The sequence below is a fragment of the Micrococcus sp. HSID17227 genome (assembly GCF_003989405.1).
Taxonomy (GTDB): domain Bacteria; phylum Actinomycetota; class Actinomycetes; order Actinomycetales; family Micrococcaceae; genus Micrococcus; species Micrococcus luteus.
In genome coordinates, this window is the sequence record NZ_RBLN01000063.1 from 1 (window position 1) to 9,466 (window position 9,466).

The following is a 9,466-nucleotide window of genomic DNA, read 5'->3' on the forward strand; positions in this document are numbered from 1 at the left end:
GCTCTCGCCGCCCGAGCGGGGCCACCTGCCCCCGGGATCCCGGTGAGCGCGCCGGCGGCGGGGCGCCCGTCGCCCGCTCGCTCAGTTCGCGTCGAGCAGCACGCCGGCGAAGAACGCGTCCAGGCGGTCGACCTCGTCCAGGCCGAAGACGCCGGAGACGTACTGGTCCGGGCGGACCACGACGACGGCGCCGTCACGGCTGATGCCGCGGGCCTCGAAGATGTCCTCGCCGTGCGTGGGCCGGCACGTGGCGAAGATGTTGTTCAGGTCGTGCAGGCCGAGGGAGCCGGTGGTCGGCCGGAAGATCGACGGCACGTCCGGGTGGGCGAACTCGGTCTGCTTCTGCTGGTACACGACCTTGATGTCGAAGCGGGCGTCCTCCGGCCCGTCCGACGGGGTGTGGCGGTTGCGGAAGGACCGCGGGTCCTCCACGATCGCCTTCGCCCACGCCGCGACCTTCGAATCCTCGGCGCGCGGGGAGGCGGCGTCGGCGAACACGTACACGCGCCAACGGCCGTCCGCGCGGTGCAGGTGGCCCAGGTGCTTGACGTTGGTGTCGCACGAGCGCTCCACCAGCGCCGACTTGAAGCGCTTGCCGATGGGGTAGCCCTGCGCCAGCGCCTGACCGGTGGCGTCCGTGGTGAGGAGGGAGGGCCGGTACTCCGTCATGAAGCCGGCCGGGAACTCGGCGGTCTTCGTGTAGAACTCGGCCACCTCGTTCGGGTCGCCCAGCTCGGAGGTGGGCTTGGCCATGAGCGTCGACCACTCCTTGTCGAAGTCGATCAGGTTCTTGGCGATCTCCTTGCGCTCCTCCGAGTAGGTCGGCACGAGCTCGGCCGGGGCCATCCCGGAGAGCACCTGGCCCAGCTTCCAGCCGAGGTTCCAGCCGTCCTGCATGGACACGTTCATGCCCTGGCCGGCCTTCGCGGAGTGGGTGTGGCAGGCGTCGCCGAGCAGGAACACGTTGGGGTGGGCCACGCGCTCGCGGTTGTCGAAGCCCGAGGTGAGGCGGTGGCCCACCTCGTACACCGAATGCCAGGCGACCTCCTTCACGTCCAGCGTGTAGGGGCGCAGGATCTGCTGGGCCCGGCGGATGATCTCCTCGAGCGGAGTCTGACGAACCTTGTGGTCGTCGTCCGCCGGGACCTCGCCGAGGTCCACGTACATGCGGAACAGGTGGCCGCCCTCGCGGGGGATCAGGAGGATCGAGCCGCTGGACGAGTGGATCGCGCACTTGGTGCGGATGTCCGGGAAATCCGTGTCGGCCAGCGCGTCCATGACGCCCCACGCGTGGTTCGCGGCGTCGCCGGTCAGGGTGTGGCCGATCGCCTTGCGGACGCGGGAGCCCGCGCCGTCCGCGCCCACCACGTACTTGGCGCGCACCTGGCGGGTCGGGCCCGAGGCGGGGTCCTCGAGGGTGTTGCCCTGGGCGTCCACGGTGCGGCGCAGGGTCACGAGCACGGGGTGCTCGCCGTCGTTCGTGTCCTCGAGGGCCTCGAACGCCCAGCCGTAGTCCGGCCGCGCGCGGGTGGGGGAGTTCTTCATGTACTCGGCGAACCAGTCCAGGATGCGGGCCTGGTTCACGATCAGGTGCGGGAACTCGGAGACGCCCTCCGGGTCGTCCTCGGCCAGCGAGGTGCGCACGATCGTGTCCGCGTCGTCCTCGGCCGGGTTCCAGAACGCCATGGAGGTCAGGTCGAAGGCCTCGTCGATGATCTCGCTCGCGAAGCCGAAGGCCTGGAAGGTCTCCACGGAGCGGGCCTGGATGCCGTCCGCCTGGCCGATCTCGAGGCGGTGGGGGCGGCGCTCGATGATGCGGGTGTGGACGTCCGGGAACATCGCGAGCTGGGCGGCGGCGATCATGCCGGCCGGGCCCGAGCCGACGATCAGCACGTCCATCTCGTCCGGCAGCTCGGCGGGGCGGTCCAGGCCGATGCCGGCCGCCACCTGGACGCGCGGGTTCGTGGAGACATAGCCGTGGTGGTGGAAGAGCATGGGGGGTCCTTTCGCTGCGGGGGATGTCGCTGCGCGGCGAGCGTGCCACCCGACGGTGTGTTCTCTCAGAGAGCACGGTGTTCTCCCTGGGAACACATGTGTGCCAGACTGTACGCGGACGTGACCGGGTTCACAACCGGCGCGCGGGCCGACCACGCCCCGGGCGCGTCACGTCCGGCACCCGAGGCGAGGAGCACAGATGGCGGAGCACGACGGCGGCCCGGTCCGGGAGGGCGCACCCTCCCAGACGCTCTCCCGCGCGCTCACCCTGCTCGAGACCGTCGTGGAGGCGCCCGAGCCGCCCACCATCGCCGACCTCGCCGACGGCCTGGGCGTCCATCGCTCGGTCGCCTACCGCATGCTGCGCACCTTCGAGACCCATGGCCTGCTGCGCCGCGACGGTCTCGGCCGCGTCCACGCCGCCCCCGGCCTGGCCGTCCTCGCCCGCCGGGTGGAGCAGGATCTGCGCGCTGCGGCCATGCCGCACCTGACGGCCGTCTCCACCGACCTGGGCATGACCGCGTTCCTGGTGGTGTGGGACGGGGCCCACTGCCTCACCCTGGCCACGGCCGAGCCGCCCAGCGGCAACCTCGTCACGCAGCGGCCGGGGACCCGGCACCCCCTCGGGGTCGGTGCGCCGGGGATGGCGATCGCCGCCACCCTGACCGGACAGGAGTGGGCGCGGCTGCCCGGCGAGGCCCCGCCTGAGCGGCCCGCGCTCGACGACGTGCGGGAGCGCGGCTGGGCCGTCAGCTCCGACGAGGTCATCACCGGCGTCTCCTCGGTCGCCGTGCCGCTGCGGGTCCCCGGCCAGCTGCCCGCCGCCCTCGCCGTGGTCTACGCGACGCGGCCGGAGGACCCGGCACGCCTCGGAGACCGGCTCGGTGAGGCGGCCCGGGCCGTCGCCGTCGCCTTCGGCGCAGCCTGAGCCCGGGTCCCGTGGTGCCGCTCACGGCGTCCGCGGCCCGCATTACCCTGGTGGCCATGACTGATGACGCACAGCAGACGCCCGCCGTGGTCGCGCCCCACAAGAAGGTCGGCATGCTGCCGCCGTACGCCGCCGGAAAGCCGCCGGTCGCCGTCCCGGGCCTGCACCCCTACAAGCTCTCCTCGAACGAGAACCCCTACGCGCCCGTGCCCGGCGTGATCGACCGGGTGCGTCAGGTCGTGACCGGCCCGGAGGGCGCGCCCAGCACCCTCTGCCGCTACCCGGACACCCTCTCCACCGGCCTGCGCCAGGCCCTGGCCACGCACCTGGACGTCCCGGCGGACGACGTCGTGACCGGCGCCGGCTCCCTCGGCGCCCTGGCCCAGGTCATCACCGCCTTCGCCGGCCACGGCGAGGCAGGGGAGGGCGACGAGGTGATCTTCGCGTGGCGCTCCTTCGAGGCCTACCCGATCGTGGTCCGCACCGCCGGCGCCGTGGACGTGCAGGTGCCGCTCACGGCGGACCACCGCCACGACCTGTCGGCCATGCTGGAGGCGATCACGGAGCGGACCCGCGTGATCCTGCTCTGCACCCCCAACAACCCGACCGGCCCCGTGCTCACGACCGCCGAGGTCGAGGACTTCCTGGCGCGCGTGCCCGCGCACATCCTCGTGGTCATCGACGAGGCCTACGTGGAGTTCGTCCGCGACGAGGACGCGGTCAAGGGCCTGGAGATGTACCGCAAGCACGCGAACGTCGTCGTGCTGCGCACCTTCTCGAAGGCGCACGGCCTGGCCAACCTGCGCGTGGGCTACTCGGTCTCGCAGCCGGAGATCACGAAGGCCCTGCGCACCGTGGCCACCCCGTTCGCGGTGTCCACGGTGGCCGAGGAGGCCGCGATCGCCTCGCTCGAGCACCTGGACGAGGTCCTCGAGCGCGTGCAGGTCGTCGTCGACGAGCGCGAGCGCGTCGCCGCCGCCCTGGCCGAGGCCGGCTGGGACCTGCCCTCATCGCAGGCCAACTTCGTGTGGCTGCCGCTCGGCGAGCGCACGCAGGCGTTCGCCGAGGCCGCCCAGGCCCGGGCCCTGTCCGTCCGGGCGTTCGCGGGCGAGGGCGTGCGCGTGAGCATCGGCGAGCAGGAGGCCAACGACCGCTTCCTCGAGGTCGCGCGCGACTTCCTGACGTGAGCGGGTCGGCGCGGGCTCACGCCGGCGGCCCGATCACCCGCCACATCAGGCGGCGGTACAGCAGCGCGCACGCGGTGAGGACCAGTGCCCCGGCGAGCACCGGGGTGACCAGGTAGTGCCAGTCCGCGTTGCTCAGCATGACCGTCAGCGCGGTGGCGCCTGCGGGGGCGTGGATCACGCGGAGCCCGGCCATGACGGCCATCGCCAGGCCCATGCCGGCCGCGAGCGAGTACCAGGCCAGGGGCAGCACGGAGATCACGGCGATCCCGCATGCGGCTGAGACCACGTGCCCCACGAGCACGTTGGCGGGGTGGGAGTGCGGGCCGTGCGGCACGAGGAACACGAGCACGCAGGACGAGCCGAAGGCGCCCACCAGCAGCGGCGCGGAGGCCAGGTCCTCGCCGAGGCTGAGGGTGGCGATGGTCAGTGCCCCCGCGATCGAGGCCGCGAGGACCACGTGCCAGGGCAGACGGGGGGCCAGCGGGCGACGCCACGGGTCCAGGAACCGTGGGGGACGCAGACCGGGCAGGCGGGTCATGCGCTCGTCTCATCTCCTCGTGACTCGGTCGCGGCCCGGGTCGGGCTCCTCCAGGGTAGGCCGCGGGCGGGGCCCGGGGCCGTCCGGGGGCCGAGGGGGAGGGACTGTGACGGCCGCTCAGCGGCGCAGCGCCACGAGGGCGTCCTCGGCGTCCCGTGCGGCCTCGGAGGAACGCCGGTTGACTTATCCCGGGTGCGGCGGCCTACGACCGGTGATAACTCAACCGACGACGTCGGCCGGCAGGCCGCCCCGCGCCGTGAAAGGCCAGCGGCACGGCACGGGCGAGGCCCCCGAGCGCGGTCGGAATGCGCCGAGGAATCTCCTTGACACCCCGTCGGGGGGGGGGATGAGTACCCTACTCACAGGGATGTGGGAGGCGTCACAGGGGATCAGGGGATCCTCTGGGTGCCACACAGCAAGGAGGCCATCATGGCCCTGCTCAGGAAGACTGCGGCGTGGGGAGCCGCTGCGGTCGGTGCTGTGGCGCGGGTGCAGTACGGGGCCCTGTCCGAGCCCATCGGTGGGAACTGACCGTGACGGGCAGGGGACTCCGGACGCTCGGGCTGCTCGTCACCCGTGCCGTGCTGCTCGTGGCACTGTGCGGGCTGGCGCTGAGCCTCGTGGGCTCCATGTCCGTCCACCAGCGGCAGTACTTCGGTGCCGCCGAGTGCGGCGACGCGGTGTGGGATGTCGGCATCGGAGGCAGCGGCGAGGTCTGGTCCGCCACGGAGGCCGCCCTGACCGGGCGGAACCTGACCCTGATGGCCAACGGGGCGGACCCGCGGGTAAGCCATCTGACCGGCCCGACGGCCCCGTGCCTTGCGGGTGTCGACGAGCAGATGCTGAATTCTCTGCGCATGGAACGGGGCTTCCTGGTCCGCGAGGGCAGTGTGCTGGCCGATCGCGCAGCGGGGGAGGGGGAACTGGCGGGCCGGCCTGTGGCCCTCGCCTCATCGGCCCGCTGGCGAGGACTGCCCTCGGACGGGGTGATCCAGCCGACCCCGGCGTTCGACAACGCCGCCGCCTACGTCGGGTTCCTCGTGGGCGACCCCGCCGACCTGGACGGATTCCTGCAGAACCTGCGAACCGCCGGCCTGGAAGTCGACGCGGCGCCGGCACCCACGGCGATGACCGCGTCGCTCGGGACGCCCGTGCTCGGCGTGACCTCGTCGCTGACCGGCCTCACTCTGATGAGCGTCACGGCGTTCTGGGTGCTGACTCTGCGCGCGGGGGAACGTCCCTCTTTGCGGGTGCTGCGCCTGCTCGGGGTCTCCCCGCTCCGGGCCGCCGTGTCTCGGGCTCGCGTGAGCCTGGTGCCGTTCCTCGGCGCTGCGGGGATCTCGGCCGCGCTGTGGCAGGGGATGGTGCTGACCGGCGCGGTCACGGAACCGTCCCCGCTCGTCGCGAGTGGCGTGATCCTGGTCGTGCTGCTGGGCGACGCCGTGCTCGTGGCGGCGACCCATGTGGTCTCTCTCTGGATGCGAGCGCCCCGGTGAGCCTCCGGAGTCTCGGCGTGGCCTGGAGCGACGGGCTGCGCGACACGCTGAAGTTCTGGCCGTTGGTGCTGGTCGCCTTCGTCCACGCGGTCGCCTCGTGCTCGCTCTTGGGACTGTCCTTCCAGCAGGCGAGCGAGGCGCAGGAGATCGATCGGCACCTGCAGCGGTGGGAGCAGCTCGGTGCGGCCTCGTTGCGGGGCTTCTATCTCGCGGGGCCAGGGGATCTGGAGGGAGGCGGCGCCGCGCCTGGCGACTCGCAGCAGGAGCCGCCCGAGCCCGACTTCTCTGCCGACTCCACGGCCGACTCCGCCGACGACGGTCGACGCACCGCCGCGCTGTTCGCCCTCCTGACGGACCCGCACCGGACGGCGTACACGATGGACCCCTACGGGGACCGATTCGGCGATGACCTCCCCGGCGCCCTGCTGGTGACCGAGGACTTCTTCGCCGGGTCCGGTCTCGACGAGACGCTGTCTCCGACGGGTCAGTCCCCGCATCGCGAGGCCGACGGCACGGCCGCTCCCTACGCGGTGCTGGGCAGCGACTCCTCGGCGAAGGATCCGTACGCGCTCACGGCCGGGGGCGTCCTGCCACCGCCGACGCGTGTGCAGTTCCAGGACGCCATGATCCCGGTGACCGGACGGCTGGCGCCGGGCGCCACCGCTCTGGATCCGATGATGGGATCGGTTCCGCTGGACGAAGCCGTCCTGGTGGTCGTCCCGCCCTCGATGCTGGCGAGCCTGTACCCGCCAGACGCGTTGGAGGGCCTCCTGCTGCGCACCATCGTCCTGGGCCAGGATGCCGTCCCGGCACTGGATGCGGCAGGACGAGCCCTCGAAACGGACGCTCTGGTGGTCACCGCCGAACCCCTGACTCCGCAGTCCTCCGCGCTGCTGCAGTCCCTGAGCGCCAGCTCCCGCACGCTGCTCGTCCTGTTCGGCGCGGCGGTGCTCGGCGCCGTCGTCTCCCTGTTCGGCGTTCTCGGCGTGCTCGCCCGGGCTCTGGCCCCCACCTGGCGGATCGCCGCGATCGTGGGCGCCGCCCGCTGGCAGGCCGCGGTGCGGATCATCGTTCCCGTGCTCTTCGCGTGGGTCCTGCCGGCCGCCGTCGGTCTCACCGCGGGCGCGTCCGCCCTGCCGGGGCCGCCGCCCACCGGTCTGACGTCCACCGCGCTCATCGCCGTCATGGCGATCGGCGCCGTCGCCACCCTGTCCTCCTGGCGCGCACTCGCGGCGACCTTCGGTCGCCGCCCCCGCCGCCACCGGCCGACCACGGAGACCGCATGAGCCTCCTCGAAGTCCACGACGTGGACAAGACGTTCCTCTCCGGCGGGGAGGCGGTGCCCGTCCTCCGGGGGGCCTCTCTGCTGGTTCCGGCCGGTGAGATGCACGCCGTCACCGGGCCTTCCGGGTCCGGGAAATCCACCCTGCTGCGGATCCTCGCGTGCCTGGACTCCCCGGATTCGGGTCGCGTCCTGCTCGGGGGAGAAGCCCTCCCGGAGCCGTGGAGCCGGGGCGGGGACCGGTATCGGAACCAGCGGTGCGGCATCGTCCTGCAGGACTTCGCCCTCATGGAGCACGCCACCGCACTGGAGAACGTGATGCTGCCCCTGCGCTACGGCCCGGACCGGGTCCCGCGTGGGGAGCAGCGACGCCGCGCGGGGGAGGCCCTCGAGCGGGTGGGGTTGGGAATGCGCACGGGTCACCGGGCCCGCACGCTGTCCGGCGGGGAGAAGCAGCGGGTGGCCGTCGCCCGGGCTCTCATCAACGAGCCGCCGCTGGTCCTGGCGGACGAGCCGACGGGTGCGCTGGACCAGGCGAGGACGCGGGACGTCGTCGACCTGCTGCGCGAAGCCGTGGGGCCTGAGCGAGCCGTGGTGGTCGTGACCCATGACCCGAGGGTGGCGGCCGCCTGCGATCGGCGCTGGCACCTCGTGGACGGGGAGCTGGCACCACAGGACTGAAGCGGCGCGCGCCGTCGTCGACTTCTCGTGGGGAGCAACGTCGGTTGACTTATCCCGGGTGCGGCGGCCTACGACCGGTGACAACTCAACCGACGACGTCGGCCCGCACCTTCACGCGCAGGCGCGGGCCGACGTCGTCCCGGCGGGGTGCTCAGGCGGTGCGCAGCACCATGCCCGGGTGGAGCATGGTCGAGACCGTCATGCCGTTGAGGCGCTGCAGGCGCTCCATGGAGACGCCCGTGCGCTGGGCGATGAGCCACCAGCCGTCGTTCGCCTGGACCACGTACGTGGCGGGCGAGGGCGCCGGGGCGGAGGCGGTCTGGCCGGTCCGCAGCACCATCCCCGGGTGCAGCACGGTGGTCGCGGTCATGCCGTTGAGGCGCTGGAGGGTCTCCATCGTCACGCCGGTGCGGTGGGCGATGAGCCACCAGCCGTCGCCCTCGCGGACCGTGTACGTGCCCGGGGCGGGGGCCGGGGCAGGCGCGGGCGGGGAGGCCGGCGCCGTGGCGGCCGTGATGAGCACCATCCCCGGGTGCAGGACGGTCGACGCCGTCATGCCGTTGAGCCGCTGGAGCTCCGCGGCGCTGACGCCGGTCCGCCGGGCGATGACCCACCAGCCGTCGTTCGGCTGCACCGTGTAGGTGCCGGTGGTGATGGGGGTGGGCTCCGGGGCGGTCGGGTCGGCGACGGTGCGCAGCACCATGCCCGGGTGGAGCACGGTCGACTCGGTCATGCCGTTGAGCTCCTGGAGGGTGGCCGCGGGCACCCCGGTGCGGCGGGCGATGGTCCACCAACCGTCGTTCGGCTGCACCGTGTACGTGCCGGCGGTCGACGGCTCGGTCGTCGGGGCCGGCGTCGGAACCGGGGTGGCCGGTGCCGGCGGCTGGCCGGCCGCCGTCGCGATGGCCTCGGCGCGGTCCCGCAGGTCGTCGAAGCGGGCCATCAGGTGCTGCCCCGGGCACGCGGTCGCGGACGTGGCCAGGTGCGGGAAGATCGTGTCCACGGTGACGGGCGTGCCCGCGGCGTACTTCGTGCTGCCGCCCGAGGTCAGGGTGACCCGGCCCCGCGCGTGGATGCCGTCGCGGTACAGGTAGGGCATGTCTGACAATCGTTTTGACCATGCGAGCACAGCATTCAGGACCACAGCGGCCCTGTAGATGATCGCGTACTTGTCATACCGGGTCGCCAGACCCCGCCACTGCTTCAGGTGCGCGTACTGACGCTCGATGACATTGCGGCCCTTGTAGGCGTCCGCGTCGAGGCTGACGGGGCGCCCGCCGCGGGCACCGCGCCGTCTGCGGTGGCCCTGCTGGTCGGCCGGTTCGGGGATGACCGCTTTGATCCCACGGGCACGTAGGT

General features: G+C 72.8%; 8 protein-coding genes and 1 pseudogene. 5 read left to right on the top strand and 4 right to left on the bottom strand.

Features of this window, described 5'->3' with window-relative positions:
* Positions 1–81: 81 nt before the first annotated feature.
* On the bottom strand, positions 82–1,995 hold the full coding sequence (locus D8M29_RS05215; protein ID WP_127435526.1) for an FAD-binding monooxygenase: 1,914 nt from the start codon (positions 1,993–1,995) through the stop codon (positions 82–84).
* A 199-nt stretch (positions 1,996–2,194) separates the two neighbouring features.
* Between D8M29_RS05215 and D8M29_RS05220 the strand changes: the two genes are divergently transcribed.
* Together D8M29_RS05220 and D8M29_RS05225 are read left to right on the top strand one after the other, a co-directional pair.
* The gene (locus D8M29_RS05220) at positions 2,195–2,923 is read left to right on the top strand and encodes an IclR family transcriptional regulator (protein WP_127445833.1); all 729 of its coding nucleotides are present in this window, start codon (positions 2,195–2,197) and stop codon (positions 2,921–2,923) included.
* Between the two features lie 56 nt (positions 2,924–2,979).
* Complete coding sequence (locus tag D8M29_RS05225) at positions 2,980–4,110, top strand: histidinol-phosphate transaminase (RefSeq protein WP_174233304.1); 1,131 nt, start codon at positions 2,980–2,982, stop codon at positions 4,108–4,110.
* A 16-nt stretch (positions 4,111–4,126) separates the two neighbouring features.
* Here the strand turns inward: D8M29_RS05225 and D8M29_RS05230 are convergent, their stop codons facing one another.
* A complete protein-coding gene (locus D8M29_RS05230; RefSeq protein ID WP_127435289.1) occupies positions 4,127–4,648 on the bottom strand; it encodes an HPP family protein in 522 nt (173 codons plus the stop codon).
* Between the two features lie 533 nt (positions 4,649–5,181).
* On the opposite strand from D8M29_RS05230, the gene D8M29_RS05235 reads away from it, so the two are divergent.
* From D8M29_RS05235 to D8M29_RS05245, 3 genes are read left to right on the top strand one after another with little or no spacing between them, the layout of a single operon-like run.
* Positions 5,182–6,144, top strand: a complete 963-nt coding sequence (locus D8M29_RS05235; protein ID WP_127435290.1) for a hypothetical protein — start codon at positions 5,182–5,184, stop codon at positions 6,142–6,144.
* Between the two features lie 17 nt (positions 6,145–6,161).
* Positions 6,162–7,430 (top strand): hypothetical protein, encoded by a 1,269-nt coding sequence (locus D8M29_RS05240; protein ID WP_127435291.1) that lies wholly within the window; start codon positions 6,162–6,164, stop codon positions 7,428–7,430.
* On the top strand, positions 7,427–8,107 hold the full coding sequence (locus D8M29_RS05245) for an ABC transporter ATP-binding protein (protein WP_127435292.1): 681 nt from the start codon (positions 7,427–7,429) through the stop codon (positions 8,105–8,107). Before D8M29_RS05240 ends, D8M29_RS05245 begins: the two co-directional genes overlap by 4 nt.
* A gap of 151 nt (positions 8,108–8,258) precedes the next feature.
* Here D8M29_RS05245 and D8M29_RS05250 read toward each other — a convergent pair whose 3' ends face one another.
* Together D8M29_RS05250 and D8M29_RS05255 are read right to left on the bottom strand one after the other, a co-directional pair.
* Positions 8,259–9,206: a LysM peptidoglycan-binding domain-containing protein gene (locus D8M29_RS05250; protein WP_238692770.1), complete on the bottom strand. Its 948-nt coding sequence runs from the start codon at positions 9,204–9,206 to the stop codon at positions 8,259–8,261.
* Positions 9,201–9,466: pseudogene (locus D8M29_RS05255) on the bottom strand (transposase); the annotation flags it as partial. The gene D8M29_RS05250 and the pseudogene D8M29_RS05255, both read right to left, overlap by 6 nt.